This window comes from Allokutzneria sp. A3M-2-11 16, from assembly GCF_024213555.1.
Lineage (GTDB): Bacteria > Actinomycetota > Actinomycetes > Mycobacteriales > Pseudonocardiaceae > Allokutzneria.
On the sequence record NZ_JANAVO010000006.1, the window covers coordinates 89,671 to 115,322 of the forward strand.

Consider the following 25,652-nt stretch of genomic DNA (forward strand, 5'->3'; position numbering starts at 1 on the left):
CACCGTGTCCGCTGTTCCCGAGGTGTTGTTCGTCTGCGTGCACAACGCGGGCCGCTCGCAGATGGCCGCCGCGCTGCTGCACCACCACGCCCAGGGCCGGGTGCTGGTCCGCTCGGCCGGTTCCGCTCCGGCGGAGTCGGTCAACCCGGCGGTGGTGGAGGTGATGGCCGAACTCGGGCTGGACCTGTCCGGAGAGTGCCCGAAACTGTTGAGCACCGAGGCTGTGCGCGCGGCCGATGTGGTGATCACGATGGGCTGCGGTGACGCCTGCCCCGTCTTCCCCGGCAAGCGCTACCTCGACTGGCAGTTGGAGGACCCGGCGGGCAAACCGGTGGAGCAGGTGCGGCCGATCCGCGAGGAGATCGACCGCCGCGTGCGCGCGCTGCTCGCCGAACTCGCTTAGGGCTTGTCCCGCATGGCATCCAAGCACCCCACCCACCAAGTAAGCTGTGCCTATGCGCCCCAACCGCCCCCGCACCCAACGCGAGGCGGCCGCAACCTAGAGATCTCCCGTTTCGTACTCATAGCGGGGAAGAGAGCGCTCCCAAATCCCGGCAAGAGTACGAAACGGAAGATCTTGGCGGCCTCAGCGGGGGATGAGGGTGTGAGGCGGATGTGTGTGGGACGCGGCTTAGTGGGCTAGTAGGCGGGGAACGGCGTAGCGGGCGTCGCGGGCGACTCCGCGCAACGTTGCCGAGGAGAGGCTGCGTTGCCACTCCAGGCCGACGTACCCCAAGCCCGGATGCGTCGTGGACAGACCGCGTCGCTGGAGCGGCCTGCCCTGAGCGTCGAGTGCGCCCAGAGTGGTGAGGTACGACAGATCGGGCTTGTAGCCGGTGGCCAGGATGATCGTGTCCACGCGCTCGCGGGTGCCATCGGGCCAGGTGACCCGAGTGCCGTCGACGGCGGTGAACATGCGCCGTTGGTCTGGGGCTCCGGAGGTCAGCGCCGCGCGGTAGCGGCCGTGATCGAGCACCGGCTGATGTGGCGGGTTGCGCAACAGGTGCCCGATCGGGACGGTGTCGATGCCGGTCACGGTGGACCAGAAGTGCACGTCCCGGCCGAGAGGCCGCTGCGGGACGAACCGCACCGGGCTGCGGGTCGCCAGGGTGACTCGGGCGTGGGCGGCGAGTTCGACGCCGACCTGCACCGCGGTGTTCCCCGCGCCGACCACCACGACCCGCTGTCCCGTGAACGGCGTGGGCTCCCGGTAGTCCGCGGAGTGCAGGAGGGTGCCGGTGAACGATCGCAGATTCGGTCGGTTGGGGCGGCCGAACGAGCCGGTGGCCGCGACCAAGACGCGCGTTCCCAGTTCGGTGCCATCGGCGAGCCGGACCCGAAACCCTGTCCCGTCACGGTGGACGGCCTCGACGCGGTGGCCCGTGCGGATGTCCACGGCGAGGTGCTTGGCGTAGCGGCGCAAGTAGTCGACGACCTCGTCGCGGCGCGGGTAGCGCGCCGGATCACCGGGGAAAGCCAGACCCGGCAGACCGCTGTAGCGGGCTGGGGAGAACAGGGTGAGGCTGTCGTAGTAGGACGGCCACGACCCCACCGCCTCCGATTTGGCTTCCAGCACAACAGGTTCGCGACCGGCGCGGCGCAGCGCGTGAGCGGTGGCGAGCCCGGCTTGCCCGCCGCCGATGACGAGAGCGTCGATGTCGGTCACCGGACACCACAGCAGGCGCCGTCCTGGTCCTCGGCGGGCGCGTCGAAGACACCGGAACCGCCGCAGACCCCGGTTTCCGGCAGCACCAGTTCCACCCGCTCCGCGGATTCCCGATCCCCGGCCAGCGCGGCGGCGATCGAGCGGACCTGCTCGTACCCGGTGAGCGCCAGGAACGTCGGCGCGCGGCCGTAGCTCTTCATCCCGGCCAGGAACACGTTCGGCTCCGGGTGCGCCAGCTCCTTCACCCCGTGCGGGTAGACGGTGCCGCACGAGTGCACGTTCGGATCGATCAGCGGCGCCAGTCCCACCGGCGCCTGCAACGTCGCGTCCAAGGCGAGGCGAACCTCGGACAGCCACGACAGGTCCGGGCGGAACCCGGCCAGCACCACCACCTCGTCGACCGCCTCGATGCGCTGACCCTCCGACGACACCAGCACTACGCGGTCGTTCTCATCGCGGGCGACGGCCTCGGTGCGGAACCCGGTGACGACGCGGATCTGGCCGGACTCCACCGCGGCTTTCGCCCGCAGGCCGAGCGCGCCGCGAGCCGGAAGCTGATCGGCCTCGCCGCCACCGAACACCGCCCCGACCGCGCCCCGCCGCAACAGCCAGGTGACCCTCGTCGACGGCTCCCGCTCGGCGAAGGCGACCAGCGCGGTCAGCGCCGAGTGCCCGCTGCCCGCCACCACCACGTGCCTGCCCGCGTATCGCCCGACGACGGTCAGGTCGGGGACCCGGTAGGCGATCCGGTCCGCCGCCTCGGTTTCGCCGATCGCGGGCAGACCGTCCCCGCCCAGTGGATTGGGCGAGGTCCACGTGCCGGAAGCGTCGATCACCGCACGGGCGGTGATCCGCTCCTGGCGGCCATCGGCGGTGCGCACGTGCACGGTCAGCGGCTCGGACTCGCGCCCGGCGTCGACCACCCGGTCCCGGCCGCGCCGCGCGACCCCCACCACCTCGGCGCCGAACCGGACGCGGTCGCCGAGCACCCGCGCCAACGGCGCCAGGTACGACTCCGCCCACTCCGCCCCCGTCGGATAGCCGTCCGCGGGCGGCTGTTGCCAGCCCTCCGCCTCCAGCAACCGGCGCGCGGCCGGTGCCACCAGCTCGGACCAGCGGGAGAACAACCGCACGTGGTGCCACTGCGCCACCGCCGCTCCGGCCCGGTCGCCCCGCTCCAGCACCAGCGGCTCCAGTCCCCGTTCGACCAGCTCCGCGGCGGCGGCCAGCCCCACCGGCCCCGCTCCGACGACCACGATGGACATGCCCGACACCTTTCATCGATCCGGCTCGATTGATGAGCCGGACAGTATCGACTCGCGTCGATGAAGGCAACCATCGATGCGAGTCGATATACTCGGCGCCATGCCGATCGCGCTGCCCCAGGCCCAGGTCCTGCCCGCCACGGAGGCCGCAACCTACGCCGACTGGTTCGCCTGCCTCGCCGAGCCCGTCCGCGTCCGCCTGCTGCACGCCGTGGCCACCAGCCCGAAGGGCATCACCGTCGGCGCGCTCACCCAGGTCCTGGGCACCAGCCAGTCCACGACCTCCCACCACGTGCGCAAACTCGCCGACGTCGGGTTCGTCCACCTGCGCAAGGAGGGCACCGCCACCATCGTCACGGTCAACGAGGCGTGCTGCGCCGGGCTGCCGCACGCCGCCGACGCCGTCATGGGGCTGCTCGCCCAGCGCCCCTGCTGCCCGGACGACGTGCCCGCCGACGTCACCGTGCGCGCCCTCGAACCCGGCGACTGGGCCGCGGTGCGCCGCATCTACGCCGAAGGCATCGCCACCGGGATCGCCACGTTCGAGACCGCCGTGCCCAGTCGCGCCAGCCTCGACGCGAAATGGCTGCCCGATCACCGCTGGGTCGCCGAGCGCGACGGCGAGGTCGTCGGCTGGACCGCCGCCTGCCCGGCCTCGACGCGCGAGTGCTACGCCGGAGTCGCCGAGACCTCCGTTTACGTCGGTGCCGGGCAGCGTGGCCGGGGGATCGGCAAAGCCTTGCTGCGCAAGCAAGTCCTGGCCGCCGACGATGCCGGGCTCTGGACCCTGCAAACCTCGATCTTCACCGAGAACCGCGCCAGCGTCTCCCTGCACCACGCCGCCGGTTACCGCACCGTCGGCATCCGCGAACGCGTCGCCCAGCTCAACGGGGCCTGGCACGACACCGTTCTCATCGAACGCCGCTCACCGGTCCGATGAGCCGTGGTCAGGGGAGTTCGTAGACCTGGCCGGTCTGGGCGCCCTCGACGGAGCGGACGTATGCCTGGGCGACGTCGGCGACGTTCACGGGCGGCATCCCCGGGAAGTAGTCGCCGTAGTCGGCAAGGCTCTCGGTGAAGACGGTGGGGCTGATCGCGTTGATGCGCCGCGGTGCGATCTCGATGGCCGCCGCGCGGACGAACGCCTCGACCGCGCCGTTGGCCATCGAAGCCGCGGCGCCGGTCGGGACCGGTTCACGGCTGAGCACGCCGGTGATCAACGTGAACGAGCCGCGCTCGGCGACGTGCGGAATGCCTTGGCGCACAAGCTCGATCTGGCTCAGCACCTTGCCGCGGAAGCCCGCGAGGTAGTCCTCGGGCGCCAGGTCGGCGAGCGGCTTGAACGGGACGTCACCCGCGGCGCTGACCACGGCGTCCACCGGACCGGCCGCCGCGTAGAGCGCCGCGACCCCGGCCGGGTCGGTGATGTCGTGGCGCAGGTCCCCGGCACTGCGGCCGACCGTGCGAACCTCGTGCCCGCGGCCGGACAGGGCCTTGTGCACGGCCGTGCCGAGCTTCCCGGTCGCGCCGATCAACAGAATTCTCATGGGCGCGACACTAGAACGGGCCGCTTCGCGAGTGAAATGCCGTTTCTACGGTGTTTATGCTTGGTGGTTATGAATGTTGAGGTGCGGCACCTGAAGGCGCTCGCGGCGATCGGCGACGAGGGCACGATCACCGACGCCGCCCTCGCGCTGCGCGTCAGCCAGCCCGCGCTCTCGCGCACATTGGACCAGCTGGAGCGCCGTCTCGGCACTCGCCTGGTCGAGCGCACCACGCGGAGCCTCGCGCTGACCGCGGCGGGGAAACGCCTGTGGGAGCACGCGCACCGCATCCTCAACCAGCTCGACGACGCGCTCGCGGAGGCATCGGCGGACGCCGCGCCGCGTCCGCTGCGGGCCGCCTTCGCCTGGGCGATGCTCGGCAAGCACACCGTGCCGTTGCTGCGGGCCTGGCGCGAGCGGTGGCCGGAGGTCCCGGTCGAGGTGCGGCGCGTCGACGATCCCGAAGGCGCGCTGCGGCGGGGCGAGGCGGACGTGGCGTTCCTGCGGAGCGAGCCCAGTGCGGAGTTCGCCCACTTCGCGTTGACGCGGGAACAGCGGATGGTCGCCGTCCCCGAGCAGCACCCGTTGGCGGACAAGGATGTCGTGTTCCTGGCCGACCTCGTCGACGAGCCGGTCGTGCTGTGCTCGACCGCGGCGACGTCCGGGGCCGAGCTGTGGCCGGAAACCGCGCGGCCGCACGTCTTCCAGGTTCCGGGTGTCTACGAGTGGCTGACCACGGTCGCCACCGGTGAGGCGGTCGGCGTGACCACCGAGGGCACCAGTCACAGCCATCCCCACCCCGGCGTCCACTACCTCGCGCTCGCCGACGCCGACCCGGTGACCGTTCACCTCGCCTGGCCGAGCGAGATCGTTCATCCCGCAACGAGCGAGTTCTGCGAGCTGGTCCGGCGACAGCTCACACCGTCCACGCGACAACCCCGTCCGGGCGGATGAGGGTCGGACCCTCGGCCGGCTTGAGTGCAAGATGTGCGCATGCACTCGATCAGCACGGTGGCTAAGGCGTTCGGCGTGCCGGTCTCCACGCTGCGCTACTACGACGATCTCGGCCTGCTCGCACCGGCGGAGCGCAGGGGGAACGTCCGGTACTACGGGCGCGCCGAGCTGGAGCGGCTGGCGTTGATCCAGCGGCTGCACCACCAGGGGCTGGTCAGCCTCGCCGACACCGCCGAGCTGCTGGGCGACGGGTCGCGCGGCCGCGAGGTGCTGACCACCGCCGCGGGCGCGATCGCCGACCGCATCGCCGAGCTGACCTCCGCCCACCGCCTGCTCGAACACCTGTTGACCTGTCCCAACGCCGACCCGGTCCGGGACTGCACGACCATGCGCGCGGAGCTGGATGAGATCATCGACGCAGCTCTGGCCGACCAGGAGACCTCGTGACACTGCCCGGATTCGACTCACTGCTCGTGGAACAGCCCTGGAGCGCCTCTCGGCACCTGTGGAGCACGCGCTACGAGTGTTCCGTGTACAGCGAACAGGGCGCCCTGCTGGCGACCGTCACCGAGCGCAAGAGGCTCCGACCGCTCCGGAAAGTCTTGCGTGCCACGGGTTTCTCCGGGCGCACGGTGTTCGATCTGGTTGTGGCGCAACAAGGGTTCCCGTTGCTGGCCATCCGGAAGGGCGTGGGGCGACCGCCGCTCGAAGTGACGCGACCGGACGGCGCGGCGCTCGGGTCGGTGCGGCAGGTCCGGCGTGGTGTCTACGCGTTGCTCGATCCGGCCGGGCAGCAGCTCTGCCTTTTGCACGAGGTCGTCACGTTCACCCCTGGCGCGATCGGCAAGCGGGACGGCCGCAGGGTGCGCCGCGATTCCCTTCGGCTGCAACCGAATCTTCCGGAGTCCGTTCGGTCTCTGGCGTTGGCCGCGTGCGTCGCGTATGACGTGGTGCGGGGAATCGGCACGAACCACACCAGCGGCGCGTTCGACTTCCCCACCGCCTGAGTCGACCCCGGGAGGCATTGATGCGCCGTGCGTTCGGCATCGCCCTGCTCTTGCTGATGGCAGCCATGCCCGGCGCCTCCGCCGAATCGCCGCACGGAGGGCAGGTGCGGACCGCGTCGGCCGCTTCGCCCGCACTCGGCGAGGACATCCGCTACACCGTCTACCTGCCGCGCGGCTACGACCGCGACACGGTGCGGCGCTTCCCGGTGCTGTACCTGCTGCACGGCCGGGGGGACACGATGACCGCGTGGACGCGGGTCAAGCCGGAGCTGGACCGCATGATCGCCCGCCGCGAGATCCCGCCGGTGCTCGCCGTCCTGCCGGACGCGCCCTGGAGCGGTCGGGGGAACTACTACGTCGACTCCGCCCACACCGGTGGCCGCCCGGTCGAGACCGCGCTGACCCGGGACCTTGTGTCCCATGTGGACAGTACATATAGGACGGTCCGGCAGCGCGACGCGCGCCTGGTCGGCGGCTACTCGATGGGCGGAGCAGGAGCGCTGCGCTACGCGCTGGCCCATCAGGACACGTTCGGCCACGCCCTGGTGCTCTCGCCCGCCGTCTACACGCCGCTGCCGCCCGCCGAGTCCTCCGCGCGGGAGTTCGGGGCGTACGGCTCGGGGGAGCGGCTCTTCGACGAGCAGGTCTACCGGAGGCTGAACTACCCGGCGCTGCTGCCCCTGCTGCGCAAGGAGATCCCGACGCGGCTCTACATCGCGGTCGGCGACGACGAGTGGCCCAACCCCGATCCGGCCGAGGCCCGGCACGACATCGACTTCGAATCCGCGGCGCTCTACAACTCCGCACGGCGCGGACCTGGGGTAACGGCGGAGTTGCGAATCAGCAACGGCGGCCACGACTGGAAGGTGTGGACGCCCGCCTTCGCGGACGCGTTGCGGCACTTCGCACCGAGTCTGCGGTCCTCCTGCGGCTGTTAGGCCGCCTCGGTTCGGCCAATGGGCCGTGCCGGTGACACGCATTGTGCACGCACGATCACGGAGCGCACCATGATCTTGCGTCGGCTTACCGACTGATAAGTAGGTGAGCCTCCCTTGGGCGGAGGGGGCACAACGATGTTCTTGACAAGGTGGAGGACCGGACGACTTCTGCTGGCGGTCATGGTGGCGACCGGGGTGCTGACGGGCGGGTCAGCCTCGGGAGCCGTTGCCGCACAACGAAATCCCGTGATCCTGGTGCACGGGTGGATGAGCAACTCGTGGTCGTTCCACGGGATGGTCGAGGTGCTGCGGGGGGCCGGGTACCCCGTCTACGCGATGGACCTGCCCGGCCAGGACAACCTGGTCAACGCGCACGCGGTGGCGAGCCTGGTCGACGAGGTCGCCGAGCGGCACGGCAGCAAGGTGCACCTGGTGGGGCACAGCATGGGCGGGCTGTCGACCAGGCATTATCTCAAGTTCCTGGGCGGCGTCGGCCAGGTGGGCCACTATGTGTCCATGGGCTCACCCCAGTACGGCAGCAGAGAGGCCTGCCTGCTCCCGGACCTGCTCGGCGGGCAGATGTGCTTCTCCAGCCGCTTCCTGGCCGAGCTCAACACCGGGGACGACACGCCGGGGTCGGTGCGCTACACGACGATCCGGAGCACGCTGGACGTCCCGGCCGAGGCCAACCGCCTCGACGGCGGTGCGTGCTTCCACGACATCCCCGATGTGCGGCACGCGGACGAGCCCTCGTCGCCGAAGTTCAGCGCGGCGGTCCTGATGACCATCGGTGGCATCTGCCCCGGTCGGTTCGTCGTGCTGCCACCATTGGGAGACAACGGAAACAGGAGGGGTACACGATGACCGATGCCGAGCGCCACGGCGGGATCTTCGGCGACTGGACCGCGGACGAGGCGGGGCTGCCCGCGTTCGAGTACACCCTGGACCAGCGCACCGATCCCCGTGCGGAATGGGACACGCGGCTGACCGGCCCGTCCCGGCTGCACTGGCACCAGCTCGGCAACGACCGGATCGTGGCGATCTCCACGAACGAGGGCTGGACCCAGCTCTACTCCCACGAACGCGGGCCGCGCTGGATCAACAAGCACCGCGAGGGCGACGGGGCCTTCGCGGGCGGGGTGTCCTACCTGCGCGACGACGAGACCGGCTCGGTGTGGTCGACGTTCCACGCCGACCTGCCCGAGGAAGCCGTGGTGCGCCGTGTGTTCGGTTGCGGCTACTACCGGATTGTCGTGCGGCACAACGACATCGAGCTGGACCGCATCGTGTTCGCGCCGTTCGGTGAAGGGCGGCTGCTCTGCTCCTACGTGGTCGTGCGCAACGTGGGCGAGACGACGCGGCGGCTGCGGCACGGCGAGTACTGGGACGTGTGGCTGCACAACCTCGACCTGGCCACGATGGGGCTCAACCCGGAGAAGGCCAGGGAGAAGACGTCGGCCCAGGCCTACAACGGCTACCGGGCGAACTGGGACGACTCGATCGGTGGCCTGCTGGCGCGGCATCCCAAGGGCAAGCTGTCCCACGAAATCCCTTTCCCCGTGGGAAGAACCGCGCGCACGCAGCCCGACGTGGTCTGCGTTCCGGTCGGGACGGCCGTCGACGGCTGGACGGTCGAGCGTGCCGCGGTTTTCGGCGAAGGCGGCCGTGCGTGTCCTGACGGGCTGGTCGATCCGGCCCGTCAGGCGCACCCCGGCGGGCATCGGCAGGACGTGGCGTTCCTGCTCACCACCGACTTCGAGTTGGCGCCCGGTGCCGAGCAGGTGCTCGGATTCGGTTATGGCGCAACGCCTCCGGTGGAGACCGCCGAGGAGGTGCACCGGCTCGGCGACGATCCGGCGGCGCTGTTCGAATCGACCACGCACGCCTGGCGCAGCGTGGTGCCGAAGGTGGATTTCGGACGCGAGGGCTGGGTTTCCCGGGAGCTCGCGTGGAGCGCGTACTACCTGCGCTCCGGCGCGACCTACCACCACGGCTTCCGCGCGCACACGTTGTCCCAGGGCGGGGCTTACCAGTACCTCGGCGGCTTCAACGCCGGACCGCGCAGCACCATGCAGAACGCGCTGTCGCAGGTGTGGCTCGCCCCGGAGATCGCCGCGGACGCGGCGCGTTTCACCATGTCGGAGACCACTCCGGAGGGCGAGATCGCCTACGCGGAGGTGGGCTCGGGGTCGTGGGAGCACATGCTGTGGTGCCCCTCCGACAACGACATGTGGCTGCTGTGGCTGATCTCCGAGTACGTGCTGGCCACCAGGGACCGGGCGTTCCTGCGGCAGTCCGTGTCGTACTGGCCCGCGCCGTACACGCGGCCGGAACCGGTGTGGGAGCACTGCCTGCGCGCGGTCCACCACCTGCTCAACGACGTCGGGGTCGGCGAACACGGGCTGATCAAGATCAGGCTCGGCGACTGGAACGACATGGTGGTCAGCGAGTCCGGTGTGCCGATCGACCAGGTCTGGGAGGAAGGCGAGAGCACGCTCAACACCGCGATGGCCGTGCACGTGCTGCGGCGCTTCGCCGAGCTGGCCGAGTTCGCGGGGGAGCCCGCTGCGGCCGAGGACGCGCGCGCTCGCGCGGAGGGCTTCGCCGACGCGGTGCGCGCGTGCTGGCGCGGACGGCACCTCAACCGCGGCTGGACCTCCACCGCGACCGAGGTCGGCCACAGCGACCTCTTCCTGGAACCGCAGCCGTGGGCGCTGATCACCGGCCTGCTCGACGCCGAGCAGCGGGCCACCCTGGTCGAGGAGATCGACACCAGGTGCGCGGACCCGTTGGCGGCGCGGGTGTTCGCCGACGGCGGGGAGGGGCGGACGCCCACGGTCGGCGGCGGCCAGTGGTACGCGATCAACTCCACCCTGGCCTGGGGTCTGTCCACAGTGGACCGGGAGCGGGGCTGGCGGGAGTTCCTGTCCAACACCCTCGCCCACCACGCCGAGACCTACCCGGAGACCTGGTTCGGCGTGTGGTCCGGCCCGGACAGCTACCTGCCGTCCAACGCCGACCGGCCGGGTGAGACCTGGTCCTCGCCGCTCGGGTTCTCGATGCAGGCGTGGCCGGTGCAGATCCTGTTCGCCCACTCCGAGCCGCTGAACGCCGCGCTGTGGCTGGCCGGGATCGAGCCGACCGCGCGGGGCCTGCGGATCGCGCCGCTGCTGCCCTTCGAGGGCTGGAGCTGGGACGGCGGCCTGCTCGCGATCTCCTACGCCGCCGACTCCGTGCGCGGCGAGCTCGGTGCGCTGGCGGCCGAGGTCGTCGAGATCGAGGTGGCGCTGCCGACCGCCCTGCGCGAGGGCTCCTTGACGGTGACCGTCAACGGTGTGAAGACGACAGCCCGCCAGTCCGGCGACACGGTCAGCTTCCGCCTCCCCGTGGGTCCCGGCCGCCGCACCCCCTTCGAGATCAGCTAGCCGCGCCCCGCCACCCTCATCCCGCGCTGAGGCCGCCAAAGAGCCCGTTTCGTACTCTTGCCGGGATTTGGGAGCGCTCTTTTTCCCGTTAAGAGTACGAAACGGGAGATCTCTAGGTTGAGGCCGCCTCGCGTTGGGTGTGGGGGCGGTTGGGGCGCATGGGGTCAGTTTACGTGGTGCGCGGGGCGCGGCTAATCGGTGCAGGGACAGGCGCAGCCCGGCGTGACGAGGTTGGCGGCCTCGGGGAGCGCGGGGTCGGGGTGCGCCTGCTGCCAGTCGTGGTGGCCGCGCATCCAGGAGCCGAGGCCGGTCACGTAGCGCTCCACCGCGTCGATCTCCGACTTGTCCAGCTCCAGGCCCGCCATCATCTCCGGCAGGTCCTCGCGGACGTGCTCGAAGGCCCGGATGTCCTCGCGGACCCGTTCGACGGTCTCCCGGTCATCGGCGCCGGAGGCCGACCACGCGGTCACCCGGCTGGTGATCCACCGCAGGCTGCGCAGCTGCGGGCTGTCGTGCGCGGTGAGCGGGAGTTCGCAGTCCAGCAACGACTCCAGCAGCACGGGCACCAGCTCGAAGTCGAGCCGCCCGCCGTGCAGGTGCGACACGGCGGAGGCGGTGAACGAGCGCGTGGCGCGAACGTCCCAGTCCCTCGTCATGCCCTCGCGCAGCTCCGACCAGAGCCCCGCCCACACGCACACGCCGTGGCTCGTGCCGCGCACGGCCCCCGCGGTGTGGCACGCCTCGACCAGGTCCTTGACGTGGTCGGCGGCCAGGCGCGGCTCGGTGGCGGCCAGGCGCGGCAGCTGGTCGCGCCAGACGAAGGCCCAGCCGAAGACGCGCATGGCCAGGTCGAGCCGGTCCGGCGCGGCGGCGGGCACGGCGCGCGCGGCCAGGGCCGGGATGTCGGCGTCGTCGTAGTCCCGGTACCAGGACTCGGCAGGGGGGAGCAGGCCGATCGACCTCGCCCACCCCGGGTGGTCCTCCGAGACGGTGCTGCTGTGCGGGTTGACGGTCAGGTCGAAGGGGAGGGGGAAGTCAAGGGAAGTGAGCATGGCGCTGCCGTTCTCGTGGTGAGCCGGGCGGAGTCCGCCGACCACCATCCCGCGTTCGCCACGCACCGCGAAAGCGGCCAATGAGGGGGTCTCAGCGCTGGTGGCGGCTGATGTTGCGCTCCAGCAGGGCGAAGGAGTCGGCGACCGTGATCGACTCCTCGGGCAGCCTGCCGTCGGAGTCGCGCAGGCGCGCCAGCTCGGCGTCGATCGCGCTGTGCGCCGCGAACAGGCACGGAGTGCTGTAGATCGCCACGTCCACGCCGACCTCGGCGAGTTCGGTCAGCGACAGCGCGGGCGAGCGACCACCGGCGATCTGGTTGAACAGCAACGGTTTCCCGCCGAGCACGGACTTGATCTCGCGCATCAGCCGCACGCTGGTCACGCCGTCCACCAGCACCACGTCGGCGTCGGTGGCGGCGAAGGCGGCCGCGCGGCGCAGGATCTCGTCCTCCTCCGTGGCGTCGGTGCGGGCGACCACCACCAGGTCGGTCCGCGTGCGCAGCACCAGCTCCAGCTTCTCCAGGTACTGCTCCAGCGGGAGGATCTGCTTGTCCGCGGCCTGCCCGCACCGGCGCGGCCGCCGCTGGTCCTCCAGGATCACCCCGGAGGCGCCGAGCAGTTCGAGGTTGCCGATCACGTGGCAGGCGACCTCCGGGTCCACGTACCCGTCGTCGATGTCGACGAGCAGGTGCTTGTCCGGGAAGGCCAGCCGTAACCGCTGGACGAAGGCCACCATGTCCGGCCAGGCGATGTAGCCGATGTCCGGCAGCCCGTAGTACGACGCGGCGAACCCGAAACCGGAGACGAAGAACCCGTCGTAGTGCCGCGCGGCGATGGAGGCGGAGAGCATGTCGAAGACGCCGATCAGCGGGGTGACCCCGGCCGAACGCACCTCGTCGCGCAGCGCGGACCCGTAGCGAGGAGAAGGCATCTCCCGAACCTACGAACGCCCGCCGGGCGGCGTCGAGATGTCGAAGGTATGGATCAAGATCACCAAATGGCTACTTGCGCTCCTCCAGGAACCGCTCGGCCAGCCGCTTCGGCGCGCGGTCCAGCCACGCCTCGGTCAGCAGTTCCTCCAGCGCGGCGGCGTCCACCCGGTCCAGCCGCACGAGCACCGAGGGGTAGCCGTCGAAGTGCGGCGTGGTGAAGCACGGACCGCCGGTCTCGGCGAGCAGGGCCTCCTTGGCACCGAGGTCCGGCACCCGCACCCCGAGGACCGGCCCGGTCGGCGCGGAGTCCCCGAGCGCCTCCAGGTCGGCCCGGCGCAGCGGCCGTTCCCAGGCGAACGCCTTGTCCTTCACCCGCCACGCGGGCGCGCTGTCGTAGGTGGGGCGCTCGGTCGTCTCCGGGAGCGCGAGTGCGATGCGGCGGACGTCGTCCCAGGTGGCCATGGCCAAGCGTAACGCGGACGCGGCTCCTGGCGCGGCAGCGCGAAGTGCTCGGCGATGGTCCTGGCGGCGGGCTCGGGCGCGACGGTGGCAGCACCGCGCCCCGTAGTCGATCCGGTTTCCGCGGGTTGACTAGGATCGGAGTTCTTGCCAGGTGTCGAGTGACACACAACGAAACACGACAAGCGATCGGTATTACCGAGTGTGAGCCGCTTCAACCGCTTTCTGCCCGCCCTGGTCTACCTGCCGCTCGCCGTGTTCGTCTACCTCCACCTGTGGCGCAGCCCGGCGAACAACTACCTGACCTACAGCGGCCAGGACCAGAACATGTTCGAGTGGTTCTTCGCCTCGGCGGCGAAGGCGGTGACCGACTTCGGCAACCCGCTGCACTCGGAGCTGCAGAACTACCCGCTCGGCGTGAACATGATGGCGAACACCGCCGTGCTCGGCATCGGTATCCCGCTCGCCCCGATCACGTTGCTGTTCGGCCCGACCGTCACCTGGACGGTGGTGCTCACCGGCGGGCTCGCGGGCACGGCCTGGGCCTGGTGCCACGTGATGACGAAGGAGTTCGGGTACTCGCGGGCGGGGGCGCTGATCGGCGGCGGGTTCTGCGGCTTCGCGCCCTCGGTGATCTCGCACGGCAACGGGCACCCGAACTTCGTCGCACTGTTCGTGCTGCCGTTCATCGTCGCCCGCGCGCTGCGCATCGCCAGCGGAACGCGGCCGGTGCGCGACGGGGTGATCCTCGGGCTGCTGGTGACCTACCAGATCTTCATCGGCGAGGAACCGTTGCTGCTGTGCATGGTCACGCTCGGCATCGCCCTGCTGGTGCACGCCGCGGTCCGGCCCGCCGAGGTCCGCCCGATGCTCGTGCCGCTGGCGAAGGGCTTCGGCGTCGCGGCCGGACTGTCCATTGTGGTCTGCGCGGTCCCGTTGTGGTGGCAGTTCTTCGGGCCGCAGAGCTACGCCTCACTGCGGCACGGCGGAGGCAACGACGTCGCCGCGCTCACCGCGTTCGCGACGCAGACCTTCGCGGGCAACAAGGTGGACGCGGCCGCGCTGTCGATGAACCGCACGGAGGAGAACGCGTTCTTCGGCTGGCCGCTCGTCGTCTTCGTCGTCGTGCTGGCGATCGTCCTGTGGCGGGTGACGACGGCTCGGACGCTCGCGATCACCACGGCCGTGATGGCCCTGCTGTCCTTCGGCGCCGTCGTGGTCGTCCACGGCACGGAGACGGTGCCGGGACCGTGGGCGCTGCTCGGCGGGCTGCCGCTGTTCGAGTCCGTGCTCCCGTCGCGGTTCGCGATGGCCTGCGTGCCGCTGATCGGGCTCCTGCTCGCGCTCGGCACGGACCTGCTGGCCGGAGCGGGCAGGCACCGCGTCCTGTGGTTCGGCACGATCGCCGCGGTGCTGCTGCCCCTGGCACCGACCCCGCTGCACACGATGGGCCGCCCCAACCCGCCGCAGTTCTTCGCCCAGGGGACCTGGCGGGACTACGTCGACGACGGCACGGTCGTCGTGGTCCCGCTGCCCGATCCGGGAGACGCCCGCGCGTTGTCGTGGCAGGCGAAGACCGGCATGGATTTCCGGCTCGCGGAAGGGTATTTCGTCGGGCCCATCGGACCGGAGCGCTTCGGTACCTACGGCGCGGTGCGCAGGCCGACGTCGGAGTTGCTGGCCAAGGTGCGCGACAGCGACGAACAGGTGGCGATCACCGAGGCTGATCGGCAGAACATGGTGCGGGACCTGCGGTACTGGGCGGCCGACGTGGTGGTGCTGGCTCCGGAGGAGCGGAGCGGGCGCGTGGGCAACGTCGTCGCCGAGTTGCTGGGGCGGAACTCGGTGTACGTGGGCGGCGTGTGGATCTGGGACGTGCGGACGCTCGTCCCGGCGTGACGCAGATCTCTTCCCGCGCTGAATCCTTCGACGCGCTCGCCGCCTCTTGTAGGGGCCGGGACACGCCCGGCGCAGGAGGAGGTCGCGGGACGTGGCGGAAGCCGGTTGGCCCCGGGAGCCGTTGATCGCCGCCGCCCAGGGCGGGGACCCGGTCGCGATCGCGGCCCTCGTGTCGGGTTCGCACCCGCACGTGCGGCGCTTCGCGCGTTCGCTGTGCGCCTCGCCGGAGGACGCGGAGGACTCCGCGCAGGAAGCGCTGATCATCCTGTACCGCAACATCGGGACGCTGCGGGCTTCCGGTGCCCTCGCGTCCTGGATGTTCCGGATCGTGCGCAACCTGTGCCTGCGCCAGGCCGCCCGTGCGTGGCGCGGCGACGACCTGGCCCGTCCGGGTTCCGTCGTCTCGGCCGAGGATGACGTGATGCAGCGGCTGGAGGCCCGACGGGTCGCCGCGGCGATCGCCGAGCTCCCCGCCGACCAGCGCCGCGTCCTGATCATGCGGGACATCCAGGGCTATCCGGGCCGGGTGGTCGCCGATGAGCTCGGCCTGAGCGTGCCCGCGATGAAGTCCCGGCTGCACCGGGCCCGCGCGACGGTCCGCCTCCTGCTCGACACCTCGCAAGGAGAACCTGATGCTTGAGATCGGCTCCACCGCTCCCGACATCGAGCTGGAGGACACCGCCGGGCGCGCCGTCCGCCTCGCCGACTACCGGGGCAGCGACAACGTGCTGCTCTACTTCATGCGCTCGACCAGCTGCGCCATCTGCGGCAGCCACGTCAAGGACCTCGCCCGGCACGCCGCGGAGCTGACCGCCGCCGGGGTGCGCGTCCTGATCGCCGTCCCCGAGGGACGATCCGAGGCCGCGGCCTGGAAGGCCAAGCGCGGCCTGCCGTTCCAGGTGGTCACCGGCCAGAGCGGCACCCCGCACGAGGCCGTCGGGCTGATGAGGAAGGTCTTCGGCTCGATGCAGCAGTCCGGCAGCCTGCTGATCGACCGGGACGGCGTCGTCCGCCACGCCCACGGGGCGACCGTGCCCGTCAACAGCTACGACAAGAAGGGGATCACCAAAGCCGTCACGGAGCTGCCCGCCGGGGCCTGATACTGGGCTGATGCGCAACGAGCTGTCGGGGCCGGTCGCGGGCCACAGCGTGCAGGCGGGGTCGATCCACGGTGACGTGCACTTCCACCGCGTCCCCGCTGAGCCTGTGGTGCCGTGGGCCGGACGGGCACCTGCACGCGAACCTGCGCGGCTTCGATGCCAAGACCGCGTTGTACCGCAGCCTGGTGGCACGCCGGTCGGTGCTCGTGGTCCTCGACAACGCGCGTGACGCCGAGCAGGTCCGGCCTTTGCTGCCCGGTGGCTCCGGTTGCCTGACCCTGATCACCAGCCGGGAGCGGCTGACCGGTCTCGCGGCGCACGACTGGTGGAGGTCGGGCTGCTCGCCGACGCTGGCGCTGTCTGTCGTCGCCGCCCGCGCGGTGGAGCGACCGACGTTCTCGTTGCGGGATCTGGTCGCACAGCTCGACGAGGAGGCGCGACGCCTGGACGCGTTCGAGGACGGTGAGCTGCGCGCGGTGCTGTCCTGGTCCTATCGCGCGCTGAAGCCGCAGGCCGCGCGCCTGTTTCGCTTGCTGGGCAACCATCCTGGGCCGGACATCGGAGTACTCGCCGCTGCCAGCCTGGCGGCGACGGCGGTGCCGGGAGCCCGCGCCATCCTCGCCGAGTTGTCTCGCGCGGGACTGTTGCAGGAATGGCGCCCCCGCCTCCCGCGCTGCGTGACGCGCTTTCCTGCGCAGGCGAGGGCATCGGGAAGATCGGGTGTTCGTGCACCGGAAGGCGGTCGCTGCCGCTGTCGAGTCCGGGAATCGCCAGGAGGAGGCCCGTTCCGGGCGGTTGCTCGGGCACGCCTACCGCAAGATGAGCGATCCACGCACCGCGATCGGCGAGCTGACCCTGGCGTTGGAGATCTTTCGGCAGCTCGGCGACCGTGAGGGCGAGATCCTGTCCCGCCTCGCCATCGGCCGCGTTCACGAGGTGCACCGGCAGTACCCGGAAGCCCTCGCGCACGCGCGCAGTGCCTTCGCTCTCTTGGACCCCGCGACCGGTCGGCCCGCGCGTGCGGACGCCCTCAACGCGCTGGGCTGGTTCACCGCCCTGTGGCTCGTCCGAAACCGCCCACGGTCACTGCGTCGCAGCTCTTTCGCTGTACCGGGAGCTTGGTTTCCTTGAGGGGCAAGCGGATGCGCTGCTCGGTGTCGGATATGCCGCCCACCGCCTCGGCCGCACCGAGGAGGCGATCGCGCACTACGCGGAGTCGTTGCGGTTGGACCAGGAACTGGGCGACCTGTACTACGAGGCGTTCGCACGGGAGTACTTGGGCGATGCCCACCATTCTCTGGGACATCAAGCCGATGCCGCGCAAGAATGGCAGAACGCCTGTGCGATCTACGCGTCACTCGGCCACCCCGACGCATCGCGTGTTCAGCAGAAGGCGTGTCTTACCGCTAGAAGGGGGCGGGTTCGTCGATCTGCACCGGTTCCGCGATGGGCTCGGCTTCGGTTTCGGCGGTCTTCCCGTTCGGTGTCGTCCACACGTGCCGCCCGTCCGGGAGGTTCTCGCACTTCCAGTTGGATTCGTGCTTCATGCGGTGGTGGCGCCTGCATTTGGGGCGGAGGTTGGTGATGGTGGTGTTGGTGCCGTTGAAGGGGCAGCAGTGATCGAGGTCGCAGCGGTGTGCGGGCCTGTTGCAGCCGATGGCGGTGCAGGTGGGGTAGCGGGCGTGGATCAGCTCTCGTTGTTTGGCTGAGGGCCGGTAGGTGGTCACGTCCTCGGCGATCCCGGTGACCGGGTCGGTGAGGATGCGTTTCCAGATCCCGTTCGCCGCCACGTCACGGGCGATCTTGGCGGGCAACGGTCCGTATCCGTGCAGGATGGCGGGCTCGTTGCTCAGGCCGAGGAAGGAACCCATCGGCATGGTCAAGTAGACGGTCACCTGGCCTTGCGGGGCATTGGTTTCCTTACCCATCAACAGATCCATGGTGACGTCGGCCCGCTTCTGGTCCAAGGTGCGGTGATCCTTGGGCAGGGCTTTGGCGATGCGGTCGATGCGGTCGTAGATCAGGGATGCCTGCAGGGCGGGGAAGAACATCCGCAGCAGGCACATGCCGTCGTCTTGGGGGATCTTCTCCACCAACCTCTGCTTGCGCTTCTCCTTATGGCGGCGTTCGGCAGCCTCGGGATCGAGCTTGTCGATGAACCGCACCGCATGCTTGCGAGTCGCGGTGTAGTTGTGCGTTTCGGCGAAGGCGAGGAAGTCCTGCTCGGCGATCGCTGCGTGCACCGCCGACAGGGTGGAGAGGAGGTCGACGATCATCAATGCTTTGCCCTCGTCGACGCGGCCTTCGGCCAGCGCCCGCAACACCACCGGGCGACCAGTCAAATCCTCTGCGCGTTGCAACAGCCGGGCGGCCTTCGTCTTCGAGACCGCCAACAAGCGCATGAGGATTTCCTCGGCGAACTCACGATCACATAGTTCAAGCTGAGCGACATACTCCATCAGCACGACCGCGAAGTCCGCCGAGGCTTTCCCCATCGCCGTGAAGTAGACCATCAGTTTATGGTCGGAATCTACAGGGAACATGTCCCTATTCTATCGCACAATAATAGTGGATCATGGCTCTAAAGGATGAATTGCCAGGCGCCCGAAAAGCCCGAAAACGCAACCCCAGCGAAAAGGTGAGGGCGGGCTGGGAATCGGGGTCGGCTTTACCTGGGGTGCGCGTGCCATACGCTTATCGCGAGGGCCGGGGTTTCATCCCGTGCCCCCGGGAGGCCCAAGGGCGCGCGCAAGGGGCCCCCAGGTCAAGCCGACCCCCAGGCTGGTGCTGGCGCAAGCTGGAAGCCCAGCCACACAAGCTGGAAACCCAGCGAAGCCCAAAACCCCAAGCAGGAGCTTCGGCCCGGAGCGAACAGTGGCTGGAGACACGCTTGCCGCCCGCCGACCTGTCAACGAGGCTGACGTGATCAGAGCCTGAGGGGAAACACCGTGCAGCGCAGGATCGCATTCGCATCGTTCGCCGGGACGACGATCGAATTTTATGATTTCTTTGTTTACGGCACGGCGGCGGCGCTGGTGTTCCCGTCGTTGTTCTTCCCGGCGCTGGGGGCGACGGCGGGGACGGTGGCGGCGTTCGCCTCGTTCGCGGTGGCCTTCGTGGCGAGGCCGCTGGGGGCGGCGTTGTTCGGCCACCTCGGGGATCGGTTGGGGCGCAAGCGGACCCTGACCTACACGTTGCTGCTGATGGGCCTGTCGACGGTGGGTGTCGGGCTGTTGCCGGGCGCGGCGTCGATCGGGGTGGCGGCGCCGGTGATCCTGGTCGTTCTCCGCTTCCTGCAAGGGATCGCGGTGGGCGGCGAGTGGGGTGGCGCGGCGTTGCTGGCGGTCGAGCACTCCGAGCCGGGCAGCCGGGGGCGCTCGGGGATGTACCCGCAGCTGGGGCCGGGGACGGCGTTCTTCCTGACCAGCGTGACGTTCCTGGTCAGCGGGCTGACGATGAGCCGGGAGTCCTTCCTCGCCTGGGGCTGGCGGATTCCGTTCCTGCTGAGCGTGGTGCTGATCGCAGTCGGGCTCTACGTGCGGCTGCGGATCGAGGAGACGCCGGTGTTCCGCGCGGCGGCACCGACGCGCAGTCTGCCGTTGCGGGCGGCGTTCGCGGCGCACGCGCGGCACATCCTGCTCGGCGGGGGAGCGCTGAGCGCGGCCTTCAGCCTGAACTACATCGGCACGGTCTACCTGACGAGCTACGGCACCACGGTGCTGCGCCTCTCGCAGCCGACGATGCTGCTGCTCGGGGTGATCGGCGGGGTCGTGCTGGTGGCGGCGACCGCTGCCGGGGCGCTGTACTCCGACCGGATCGGGCGGCGGCGGGTGATCCTCGGTGGGAACGTCGCTGCGGTGGTGTGCGGGCTGGTGGTGTTCCCGATCATCGACAGCGGTTCGGTGGTGCTCGTCGGGGTCGGCCTGTGCCTGCTGCTGGTGATCGGCGGTGGAGTGCTGGGGCCCGCGGCGGCGTACATGGCCGAGCTGTTCGAGACCGGGCACCGGTACACGGCGGTCGGGTTGAGCTACAACCTCGCGACGGTGCTCGGCGGGGCGGTTCCCCCGTTGGTGGCGACCGCGTTGCAGGCGGCCTACGGCAGCATCGCGGTGGGGGTGCTCCTGTCGGCGTACGGGGTGCTGTCCGTGGTGTGCGGGCTCGCGCTGCCGGAGACCCGGGACCGGTCGCTGCGAGGGGAATAGCGGTGATCTTCGTGGCGTTGCACCCGGGGCAGAAGCCTCGATGTTAGGAGCGATGCCATGCCGTTGACCGGCGAGTACGAGCCCAGCCCCACCGAGTGGGTGCGCAAGCAGGTCGAGCAGTACGAGGGCTCGGGCGGCACCGAGGGCACGACGATGCGCGGGCTCCCGGTGATCATTCTGACCACGAAGGGCAACAAGTCCGGCAAGCTCCGCAAGACCCCGCTGATGCGCGTCGAGCACGACGGCTCCTACGCGGCGGTGGCCTCGCTCGGCGGTGCGCCGAAGCACCCGGTCTGGTACTACAACGTGCTCACCGAGCCGAACGTGGAGCTGCGGGACGGCACCCGCGTCGGCGACTACGTGGCGCGCGAGGTGACCGGGGACGAGAAAGCGCGCTGGTGGGAGCGCGCGGTCGCGGCCTTCCCCGACTACGCCGACTACCAGGACAAGACCAACCGGGAGATCCCGGTCTTCGTGCTCGACCCAGCCTGACGACGGCCTGACGACGGCCCGGTGGCGGTTGGTTCACGGCGGCGCGTCACCGATTCACGGGGCGTGACCGGCCGGGGGAGCGGCGCTAGCTTCGGACTCCCCCGGCCGCCAAGGAGAAGTCGTGACCGCCCAGCAGGACGTCGGCGCCCAGCCGCGCGAGCGAACCCGGGTGCCGATCGCCGAGCTGCGCGGGAGCGACTCCCCCAGGCACGGCGGGGTGGACGAGGAGTTCGCGCGCCGCGTCGCCGAGCAGCCCGATCCGCTCCCGCCGATCCTGGTCTGCCGCTCCACCATGGCCGTGCTCGACGGCAGGCACCGGCTGCGCGCCGCGGAGCTGCGCGGTGAGGACAGCGTCGAGGTGGAGCTCTTCCACGGCGACCCGGACTCGGGTTTCCTGCTCGCCGTCCGCCGCAACACACTGTCCACAGTGGACCGCAAGGCGGCGGCGGTGCGGCTGGTCAGCACCTACCCGGAGTGGTCGGACCGGCGGATCGCCGCCGCGGCCGGGCTCTCCCCGAAGACCATCGCCGCGGCGCGGGCCGCCGCGCCCGTGCCCCGGCCCGGCAGCCGGATGGGCCTGGACGGCCGGGTCCGCCCGCTCGACCGGGTCACCGGCAGGCTCCGCGCGGCCGAACTGCTGGCCAGCGCGCCCGGCTCGTCCCTGCGCGAGGTGGCGGCGGCCGCCGGGATCAGCATCGGCACCGCCAAGGACGTGCGGGAGCGGGTCCGGCTCGGCCAGAACCCGGTCGGCCCCCGGCACCGCGAGGAGGAGCCCGCCGCGGTCCAGGGCTTCACCGACTCCCTCGACCTGCTGAACAACCTGCGCCGCGATCCGTCATTGCGCTGCTCGGAGGTGGGCCGGGGCGTGCTGCGGCTGCTCGGCGCGCACTTCCTGGACCGCCGCGAGTGGGAGCGCTTCGCCGAGGCGGTGCCGCGGCACTGCGCCAGGGGCATGGCCCAGATCGCCCGGCAGTGCGCGGAGGCGTGGAACGACTTCGCCGACCAGGTCGAGCGCCGGGCGGCTAGGGAGCGGCGGTGAGCCGGTCCAGCAGCAGGGCCAGCGGCGGCCAGGTGCGGCGGCCCCGGCGGATCACCGCGTAGGAGCGCAGCCGCACCTCGGGTTCGGTGAGCGGGACGAGCCGGACACCGAGCCGGTGCGGGCGCTCGGCGGGCAGCAGGCCGACCCCGAGCCCGGCGACGATCAGCTCCTCCACCAGGTCCAGGTTGTCCGCCTTGTGCCGCACCACGGGACCGGAGCCCGCGAGCGAGGTGAGCACGCGCACCACGTCCTCGTCGGCGCGGTTGCGGGAGTTGCCGATCAGGTCGTGCTCGCGGAACGCCTCGAAGACCGCGAGCGAGTTCCCGGACACCCCGGCGGCCAGGTGCTCGGGGACGCCGAGGCCCCACGACGCCGTCCACAGTGGGATCGACTCCAGCGAGGCGTCCAGTGGTGCGGGCGCGAGGTTGTAGTCGTAGACCATCGCCAGGTCGATCTCGTCGGCCGCGAGCAGCGCGACGGCCTCGGCGGGCTCGTGCTCGTGCATGATCAACCGAACGCCGGGGTGGTCCTCGGCGAACTCCAGCACCAGCGGCAGCAGGGACCGGATGACCGCGGTCGCGAAGCCCGCCGTCCGCACGGTGCCAACGGGGTCGGTGCTGGGGTGCAGGTCGGCGCGCGCGCGGTCTCCACCGCGGCCAGGATCGTCACCGCGTGCTCGGCGAGCCGCCGCCCGGCGGGGGTCAGCCGGACCCTCCTGCCGTCCGGTTCCAGCAACCGCGCCCCGGCCTCGCGGGCCAGCACGGCGATCTGTTGGGAGACAGTCGACGTCGTGGTGCCGAGCGTGTCGGCGACCGCGCGCATCGACCCCAGCCGGGACAGTTCGAGCAGCAGCTGCAGCCGTCTGGTCTCCACCCCGTGCATTGTCCATAATCAGTGAATGGTTCGTCCACCTTTACGTGGTGGACGTGAACGGTTCTGGTTTCGTCTACTGACCGCATGACCTCTTTCTCGACTCGTTCCGGTGCCGCGATGGCGCTGGTGGCGATGCTCTGCGTGCAGCTGGGGCTGGCCCTGTCGGTGGGCCTGTTCGACCGGATCGGCCCGGACGGCGCCGCCTGGTTGCGGCTGGCCTGGGCGGGCGTGCTGCTGCTGGTCCTGGTCCGGCCGCGGCCGTCGAGCTTCAGCAGGCCCGCGCTGCTGGCGGGCATCGCCCTCGGCGCCGCGACGGCGGGGATGACCATGCTGTTCATGGCGGCGGTCGCGCGCATCCCGCTCGGCACCGCGAGCGCGCTGGAGTTCATCGGCCCGCTCGGAGTGGCCCTGGTCAGGGGGCGCGGTGGGCACAAGGCGTGGCCCGCGCTCGCCGCCGTGGGCGTGCTGTTGCTGACCGAGCCGTGGCACGGCGGAACGGACCTGGTCGGCGTCGCGTGCGCGCTCGGCGCGGCGGCCTGCTGGGCGGCCTACATCCTGCTCACGCAGAAGGTGGGGGACGAGGTCGCGGGAGTGCGCGGCCTGGCGATCTCGATGCCGACGGCCGCGGTGGTCGCGACGCTGTTCGGAGGACCTTCCTCGGTGGGGCTGCTGACCTGGGACCTGGTGTTCATCGGGCTGGGGCTGGCGTTGCTGCTGCCGGTGATCCCGTTCAGCCTGGAGATGCTCGCGTTGCGCAGGCTGAACACGTCGGCGTTCGGCACGCTGATGAGCCTTGAGCCGGTCATCGCGCTGGTCACCGGATTCGTTGTGCTGCACCAGGTTCCGAGCCTCACCGCGCTGGCCGGGGTCGGCTTCGTCGTCGTCGCGTGCATCGGTGCGGAGCGCACGGGCGATCGCGCTCCGGCGGTGGTGTGAGGGGTCGCGGCCGGGGTAACCGCCAGGCGTGGACAGTGTCGTTGTGCTCGGCCAGATAGCCCGTGACCTGGTGCTCACCCTGGACGGCCTGCCGGAGCCGGGGAGCGGGGCGCCCGTGACCTCGCGGCGGGAACTGCTCGGCGGGAAGGGCGCCAACCAGGCGGTCGCGCTCGCGCAGCTCGGCGCGGAGGTCGCCCTGGTCGGCGCGGTCGGTGCGGACGAGGTCGGCGAAGACCTGCTGCGCCAAGCCATCGCGGACGGCATCGACGTGTCGGCGGTCGTGCGGCGCGGCGAGGACAGCGCGCTGATCGTCGACGTCCTCGAACCGGACAACAGGTGGCGCTACTTGGAGCACATTCCGCGGGAAACCCTTGTGGCGGAAGAAGATGTGCTCGCGGCGGAGAAGTTGATCTACGATGCGGGAACCGTGCTCGTGCAGTTGCAGCAGCCCGTCGCGACGTGCCTGACGGCGGCTCGGCTGGCGCGGACGGCCGGAGTGCGCGTGGTGCTGGACGGCGCACCACCGACGACCGGGACGCACGGGGCGGAACTGGTCGAGGAAGCGCACGTGATCCGTGCTGATGCCCGTGAAGCGGAGCAGTTGACGGGTTCGCGCCTCGACGACACCGACACCGCGTTCGCCGCCGCGCGAGAGGTGCTGCGGCGAGGGCCGGAACTGGTGGTCCTGGAGGTCTCCGGCCAGGGAAATATGTTTGCCACCAACGAGGACGAGTTTTTCGTGCCGTTGGCGGACGCGCCCGTCGTGGACACCACCGGCGCCGGGGACGCGTTGATCGCGGCGCTCGTGGTCGGCCTGCACCGCGGCGATCCGTTGCCGGAGATCGCCGCCGCCTCGGTGGCCGCCGCCGGGAAGACGGCGGGCCACCCCGGCGGGCGCCCTTCGCTGGCTAGTCGACGGTGAGGACGATCTTGCCGCGGGTGCGCCCCTCCTGGTTGAGCTGCCACGCCCGCGCGGCCTCGGCCAGCGGCAGCGCCTGGTCCACGTGCACGGTCAGCTTCCCGGAGTCGGCCAGGTCGGCCAGTTCGGCGAGACCCGCGCTGTCCGGCCGCACCCACACGTAGTTGCCGCCCTTCGCGAGGACCTGAGCGTCCACAATGGACGCGATGCGGTCCGCCCGCCGCACCAGGGGCAGTGACTCCTCGACCGCGTCCCCGCCGACGAGGTCCAGCACCGCGTCGACCCCGTCCGGGGCGAGTTCGCGGACCCGCTCGACCAGCCCGGCGCCGTAGGTGACCGGCTCGGCGCCGAGCTCGCGGAGGAAGCCGTGGTTGCGCTCGCTCGCGGTGCCGATGACCCTGACGCCCCAGGCGAGCGCGATCTGGGTGGCCAGCGAGCCCACCCCGCCCGCCGCCGCGTGCACGAGCACGGTCTCGCCCGGCCGCACGTCGACGCGGCGCAACGACTGGTGCGCGGTCAGCCCGGCCAGCGGCACCCCGGCCGCCTGCTCCCACGACAGCGCCGAAGGCTTGCGGGCCAGCATCCGCACGTGCGCGGACACGAACTCCGCGTAGGCCCCGAGGTGCACCTCGTCCTTGCGCACGTACCCGAAGACCTCGTCGCCCACCGAGAACTCCCCGGCGTCCAGGCCGACCCGCTCGACGACCCCGGCCACGTCCCACCCCGGGACCACCGGGAACCGCGTCTCCATGAGCCCGTCCAGCGCCCCGGCCGCCAGCTTCCAGTCCACCGGGTTGACCCCGGCCGCCCGGACCCGGACCAGGACCTCACCGGGAGCGACCTTCGGCTCGGGCAGCTCGGCGAGCCGCAGTTGGTCGGGACCGCCGTACTCGGGCAACACGATCGCTCTCATACCGGGTGGAACAGGGGGGCGGCCCGCCTGGTTCCCG

Annotated in this window: 28 protein-coding genes and 1 pseudogene; 19 read left to right on the forward strand and 10 right to left on the reverse strand. The window is 70.9% G+C overall.

Features of this window, described 5'->3' with window-relative positions; translation table 11 throughout:
- Positions 1-4 precede the first annotated feature (4 nt).
- Positions 5-403, forward strand: coding sequence for an arsenate reductase ArsC (locus NLX83_RS28205; protein WP_254238230.1), 399 nt, complete (start codon positions 5-7; stop codon positions 401-403).
- A gap of 228 nt (positions 404-631) precedes the next feature.
- Here NLX83_RS28205 and NLX83_RS28210 read toward each other — a convergent pair whose 3' ends face one another.
- Together NLX83_RS28210 and NLX83_RS28215 are read right to left on the reverse strand one after the other, a co-directional pair.
- A complete protein-coding gene (locus NLX83_RS28210; RefSeq protein WP_254238231.1) occupies positions 632-1,666 on the reverse strand; it encodes a flavin-containing monooxygenase in 1,035 nt (344 codons plus the stop codon).
- Positions 1,663-2,940, reverse strand: coding sequence for an FAD-dependent oxidoreductase (locus tag NLX83_RS28215; RefSeq protein ID WP_254238232.1), 1,278 nt, complete (start codon positions 2,938-2,940; stop codon positions 1,663-1,665). Before NLX83_RS28215 ends, NLX83_RS28210 begins: the two co-directional genes overlap by 4 nt.
- Positions 2,941-3,031: 91 nt before the next feature.
- Between NLX83_RS28215 and NLX83_RS28220 the strand changes: the two genes are divergently transcribed.
- Positions 3,032-3,871: a helix-turn-helix domain-containing GNAT family N-acetyltransferase gene (locus NLX83_RS28220; protein ID WP_254238233.1), complete on the forward strand. Its 840-nt coding sequence runs from the start codon at positions 3,032-3,034 to the stop codon at positions 3,869-3,871.
- Between the two features lie 7 nt (positions 3,872-3,878).
- Here the strand turns inward: NLX83_RS28220 and NLX83_RS28225 are convergent, their stop codons facing one another.
- Positions 3,879-4,478, reverse strand: coding sequence for a short chain dehydrogenase (locus tag NLX83_RS28225; protein ID WP_254238234.1), 600 nt, complete (start codon positions 4,476-4,478; stop codon positions 3,879-3,881).
- Between the two features lie 69 nt (positions 4,479-4,547).
- Here NLX83_RS28225 and NLX83_RS28230 point away from each other — a divergent pair, with 69 nt between their 5' ends.
- From NLX83_RS28230 to NLX83_RS28255, 6 genes are all read left to right on the forward strand, one after another.
- Positions 4,548-5,429, forward strand: a complete 882-nt coding sequence (locus NLX83_RS28230; protein WP_254238235.1) for a LysR family transcriptional regulator — start codon at positions 4,548-4,550, stop codon at positions 5,427-5,429.
- Between the two features lie 39 nt (positions 5,430-5,468).
- Positions 5,469-5,876 (forward strand): MerR family transcriptional regulator, encoded by a 408-nt coding sequence (locus NLX83_RS28235; RefSeq protein ID WP_254238236.1) that lies wholly within the window; start codon positions 5,469-5,471, stop codon positions 5,874-5,876.
- Positions 5,873-6,436 (forward strand): hypothetical protein, encoded by a 564-nt coding sequence (locus NLX83_RS28240; RefSeq protein ID WP_254238237.1) that lies wholly within the window; start codon positions 5,873-5,875, stop codon positions 6,434-6,436. The genes NLX83_RS28235 and NLX83_RS28240 overlap by 4 nt, the downstream gene beginning before the upstream one ends.
- A 20-nt stretch (positions 6,437-6,456) precedes the next feature.
- Positions 6,457-7,374, forward strand: coding sequence for an alpha/beta hydrolase (locus NLX83_RS28245; RefSeq protein ID WP_254238238.1), 918 nt, complete (start codon positions 6,457-6,459; stop codon positions 7,372-7,374).
- Between the two features lie 135 nt (positions 7,375-7,509).
- The gene (locus NLX83_RS28250; protein ID WP_254238239.1) at positions 7,510-8,238 is read left to right on the forward strand and encodes an esterase/lipase family protein; all 729 of its coding nucleotides are present in this window, start codon (positions 7,510-7,512) and stop codon (positions 8,236-8,238) included.
- Entirely contained in the window at positions 8,235-10,799 is a 2,565-nt protein-coding gene (locus NLX83_RS28255) for a GH36-type glycosyl hydrolase domain-containing protein (RefSeq protein WP_254238240.1), read from the forward strand. Before NLX83_RS28250 ends, NLX83_RS28255 begins: the two co-directional genes overlap by 4 nt.
- Before the next feature lie 191 nt (positions 10,800-10,990).
- Here NLX83_RS28255 and NLX83_RS28260 read toward each other — a convergent pair whose 3' ends face one another.
- From NLX83_RS28260 to NLX83_RS28270, 3 genes are all read right to left on the reverse strand, one after another.
- The gene (locus tag NLX83_RS28260) at positions 10,991-11,917 is read right to left on the reverse strand and encodes a hypothetical protein (protein WP_254238241.1); all 927 of its coding nucleotides are present in this window, start codon (positions 11,915-11,917) and stop codon (positions 10,991-10,993) included.
- A gap of 25 nt (positions 11,918-11,942) precedes the next feature.
- Entirely contained in the window at positions 11,943-12,782 is an 840-nt protein-coding gene (locus tag NLX83_RS28265; RefSeq protein WP_254238242.1) for an isocitrate lyase/PEP mutase family protein, read from the reverse strand.
- 70 nt (positions 12,783-12,852) lie between these two features.
- Complete coding sequence (locus tag NLX83_RS28270) at positions 12,853-13,245, reverse strand: MmcQ/YjbR family DNA-binding protein (protein ID WP_254238243.1); 393 nt, start codon at positions 13,243-13,245, stop codon at positions 12,853-12,855.
- 201 nt (positions 13,246-13,446) lie between these two features.
- Here NLX83_RS28270 and NLX83_RS28275 point away from each other — a divergent pair, with 201 nt between their 5' ends.
- The 6 genes and pseudogenes from NLX83_RS28275 to NLX83_RS42310 form a co-directional block, all read left to right on the forward strand.
- Positions 13,447-15,141 carry a glycosyl transferase gene (locus NLX83_RS28275; protein ID WP_254238244.1) on the forward strand — a complete coding sequence of 565 codons (1,695 nt, stop codon included), beginning with the start codon at positions 13,447-13,449 and terminating at the stop codon, positions 15,139-15,141.
- Positions 15,142-15,232: 91 nt separating this feature from the next.
- Positions 15,233-15,781 (forward strand): RNA polymerase sigma factor, encoded by a 549-nt coding sequence (locus NLX83_RS28280; RefSeq protein ID WP_254238245.1) that lies wholly within the window; start codon positions 15,233-15,235, stop codon positions 15,779-15,781.
- On the forward strand, positions 15,774-16,241 hold the full coding sequence (locus NLX83_RS28285) for a peroxiredoxin family protein (protein ID WP_254238246.1): 468 nt from the start codon (positions 15,774-15,776) through the stop codon (positions 16,239-16,241). Before NLX83_RS28280 ends, NLX83_RS28285 begins: the two co-directional genes overlap by 8 nt.
- Positions 16,242-16,312: 71 nt before the next feature.
- A complete protein-coding gene (locus NLX83_RS28290) occupies positions 16,313-17,134 on the forward strand; it encodes a hypothetical protein (protein WP_254238247.1) in 822 nt (273 codons plus the stop codon).
- Positions 17,061-17,372: a hypothetical protein gene (locus NLX83_RS42305; protein ID WP_374118821.1), complete on the forward strand. Its 312-nt coding sequence runs from the start codon at positions 17,061-17,063 to the stop codon at positions 17,370-17,372. Before NLX83_RS28290 ends, NLX83_RS42305 begins: the two co-directional genes overlap by 74 nt.
- 16 nt (positions 17,373-17,388) lie before the next feature.
- A pseudogene (locus NLX83_RS42310) lies at positions 17,389-17,463 on the forward strand (hypothetical protein); the annotation flags it as partial.
- A gap of 184 nt (positions 17,464-17,647) precedes the next feature.
- Here NLX83_RS42310 and NLX83_RS28295 read toward each other — a convergent pair.
- Positions 17,648-18,784, reverse strand: coding sequence for an HNH endonuclease signature motif containing protein (locus NLX83_RS28295; RefSeq protein ID WP_254238248.1), 1,137 nt, complete (start codon positions 18,782-18,784; stop codon positions 17,648-17,650).
- 405 nt (positions 18,785-19,189) lie between these two features.
- Here NLX83_RS28295 and NLX83_RS28300 point away from each other — a divergent pair, with 405 nt between their 5' ends.
- The 3 genes from NLX83_RS28300 to NLX83_RS28310 all read left to right on the forward strand — a co-directional run bounded on the left by NLX83_RS28300 (position 19,190) and on the right by NLX83_RS28310 (position 21,974).
- A complete protein-coding gene (locus tag NLX83_RS28300) occupies positions 19,190-20,443 on the forward strand; it encodes an MFS transporter (RefSeq protein WP_254238249.1) in 1,254 nt (417 codons plus the stop codon).
- 57 nt (positions 20,444-20,500) lie between these two features.
- Positions 20,501-20,935, forward strand: coding sequence for a nitroreductase family deazaflavin-dependent oxidoreductase (locus tag NLX83_RS28305; RefSeq protein ID WP_254238250.1), 435 nt, complete (start codon positions 20,501-20,503; stop codon positions 20,933-20,935).
- A gap of 121 nt (positions 20,936-21,056) precedes the next feature.
- Positions 21,057-21,974, forward strand: a complete 918-nt coding sequence (locus NLX83_RS28310) for a streptomycin biosynthesis protein (RefSeq protein ID WP_254238251.1) — start codon at positions 21,057-21,059, stop codon at positions 21,972-21,974.
- On the opposite strand, the gene NLX83_RS28315 is transcribed toward NLX83_RS28310, so the two are convergent.
- A complete protein-coding gene (locus NLX83_RS28315) occupies positions 21,958-22,572 on the reverse strand; it encodes a LysR substrate-binding domain-containing protein (protein WP_254238252.1) in 615 nt (204 codons plus the stop codon). The genes NLX83_RS28310 and NLX83_RS28315 overlap by 17 nt on opposite strands.
- On the reverse strand, positions 22,482-22,847 hold the full coding sequence (locus NLX83_RS28320; RefSeq protein ID WP_254238253.1) for a LysR family transcriptional regulator: 366 nt from the start codon (positions 22,845-22,847) through the stop codon (positions 22,482-22,484). The genes NLX83_RS28315 and NLX83_RS28320 overlap by 91 nt, the downstream gene beginning before the upstream one ends.
- Positions 22,848-22,931: 84 nt before the next feature.
- On the opposite strand from NLX83_RS28320, the gene NLX83_RS28325 reads away from it, so the two are divergent.
- Together NLX83_RS28325 and NLX83_RS28330 are read left to right on the forward strand one after the other, a co-directional pair.
- Positions 22,932-23,783 carry an EamA family transporter gene (locus NLX83_RS28325; protein ID WP_254238254.1) on the forward strand — a complete coding sequence of 284 codons (852 nt, stop codon included), beginning with the start codon at positions 22,932-22,934 and terminating at the stop codon, positions 23,781-23,783.
- 28 nt (positions 23,784-23,811) lie between these two features.
- Positions 23,812-24,705, forward strand: a complete 894-nt coding sequence (locus tag NLX83_RS28330; protein ID WP_254238255.1) for a PfkB family carbohydrate kinase — start codon at positions 23,812-23,814, stop codon at positions 24,703-24,705.
- On the opposite strand, the gene NLX83_RS28335 is transcribed toward NLX83_RS28330, so the two are convergent.
- On the reverse strand, positions 24,692-25,615 hold the full coding sequence (locus NLX83_RS28335; RefSeq protein WP_254238256.1) for an NADP-dependent oxidoreductase: 924 nt from the start codon (positions 25,613-25,615) through the stop codon (positions 24,692-24,694). The two genes, NLX83_RS28330 and NLX83_RS28335, sit on opposite strands and share 14 nt — an antisense overlap.
- Positions 25,616-25,652: the final 37 nt, after the last annotated feature.

What these genes read in the sequence shown, in the direction of transcription:
- NLX83_RS28295 (WP_254238248.1), bottom strand. Translation starts at nt 18,784, where the DNA reads ATGTTCCCTGTAGATTCCGACCATAAACTGATGGTCTACTTCACGGCG.
- NLX83_RS28245 (WP_254238238.1), top strand. Translation starts at nt 6,457, where the DNA reads ATGCGCCGTGCGTTCGGCATCGCCCTGCTCTTGCTGATGGCAGCCATG.
- NLX83_RS28220 (WP_254238233.1), top strand. Translation starts at nt 3,032, where the DNA reads ATGCCGATCGCGCTGCCCCAGGCCCAGGTCCTGCCCGCCACGGAGGCC.
- NLX83_RS28270 (WP_254238243.1), bottom strand. Translation starts at nt 13,245, where the DNA reads ATGGCCACCTGGGACGACGTCCGCCGCATCGCACTCGCGCTCCCGGAG.
- NLX83_RS28335 (WP_254238256.1), bottom strand. Translation starts at nt 25,615, where the DNA reads ATGAGAGCGATCGTGTTGCCCGAGTACGGCGGTCCCGACCAACTGCGG.
- NLX83_RS28265 (WP_254238242.1), bottom strand. Translation starts at nt 12,782, where the DNA reads ATGCCTTCTCCTCGCTACGGGTCCGCGCTGCGCGACGAGGTGCGTTCG.
- NLX83_RS28255 (WP_254238240.1), top strand. Translation starts at nt 8,235, where the DNA reads ATGACCGATGCCGAGCGCCACGGCGGGATCTTCGGCGACTGGACCGCG.
- NLX83_RS28305 (WP_254238250.1), top strand. Translation starts at nt 20,501, where the DNA reads ATGCCGTTGACCGGCGAGTACGAGCCCAGCCCCACCGAGTGGGTGCGC.
- NLX83_RS28325 (WP_254238254.1), top strand. Translation starts at nt 22,932, where the DNA reads ATGACCTCTTTCTCGACTCGTTCCGGTGCCGCGATGGCGCTGGTGGCG.
- NLX83_RS28235 (WP_254238236.1), top strand. Translation starts at nt 5,469, where the DNA reads ATGCACTCGATCAGCACGGTGGCTAAGGCGTTCGGCGTGCCGGTCTCC.
- NLX83_RS42305 (WP_374118821.1), top strand. Translation starts at nt 17,061, where the DNA reads ATGAGCGATCCACGCACCGCGATCGGCGAGCTGACCCTGGCGTTGGAG.
- NLX83_RS28225 (WP_254238234.1), bottom strand. Translation starts at nt 4,478, where the DNA reads ATGAGAATTCTGTTGATCGGCGCGACCGGGAAGCTCGGCACGGCCGTG.
- NLX83_RS28230 (WP_254238235.1), top strand. Translation starts at nt 4,548, where the DNA reads ATGAATGTTGAGGTGCGGCACCTGAAGGCGCTCGCGGCGATCGGCGAC.
- NLX83_RS28285 (WP_254238246.1), top strand. Translation starts at nt 15,774, where the DNA reads ATGCTTGAGATCGGCTCCACCGCTCCCGACATCGAGCTGGAGGACACC.
- NLX83_RS28250 (WP_254238239.1), top strand. Translation starts at nt 7,510, where the DNA reads ATGTTCTTGACAAGGTGGAGGACCGGACGACTTCTGCTGGCGGTCATG.